Source organism: Clostridium sp. HV4-5-A1G (assembly GCF_900184915.1).
In the GTDB taxonomy this organism is placed as follows: Bacteria; Bacillota; Clostridia; order Clostridiales; family Clostridiaceae; genus Clostridium_B; species Clostridium_B aromativorans.
This window is the reverse complement of sequence record NZ_FXYI02000392.1, coordinates 1-515: the sequence shown is the minus strand read 5'-3', so window position 1 is coordinate 515 and position 515 is coordinate 1. Positions and strand designations below refer to the sequence as shown.

Sequence of the window (515 nt, the reverse complement as noted above, 5' to 3'; positions counted from 1 at the left end):
CTTATTATGTTTTTGAAGATTCATATTTATATATAAGAAGTGGGCTAATATTAAATATTAATATTAATTATGGAGATATTATTTCATTTAAAGAGAGTAATAACATAATATCTTCTCCAGCGTTATCTATGGATAGATTAGAAATTAAATATTATAAAAATTCTTTCTGTGATTCTATATTAATTTCTCCAGATAAAAAACAGGAATTTATTGATGTACTCAACAAGCGAATTGCTTCACAAATTTAAAATTTTATTTATTATAAAAAGGCATGATCACCTTTTTATTTTGGAAAAAGACTAAAATAAAAGCTCAAAAAATTAAATGCACTTTGCGAGAGTGCATTTAATTAACTGAAAATCCAATTCAATAATAAAGCCGCAATGGCTTCTTTTAATTATATTTTAACACATTTTTAAAAAAATAAACTCGATTTTAGAATAAATTATCGTAAGATCATGGTAATTTATTTTTTTATTTAGAACTTTTATTAACTTAATAATTGATATTAAGTG

General features: G+C 21.6%; 1 protein-coding gene. It reads left to right on the top strand.

Features of this window, described 5'->3' with window-relative positions; all coding sequences use genetic code 11:
- Positions 1-248 (top strand): PH domain-containing protein (locus J5G60_RS18715; protein WP_207876671.1); only part of this gene is annotated, 248 nt, incomplete at its 5' end.
- Positions 249-515 lie beyond the last annotated feature (267 nt).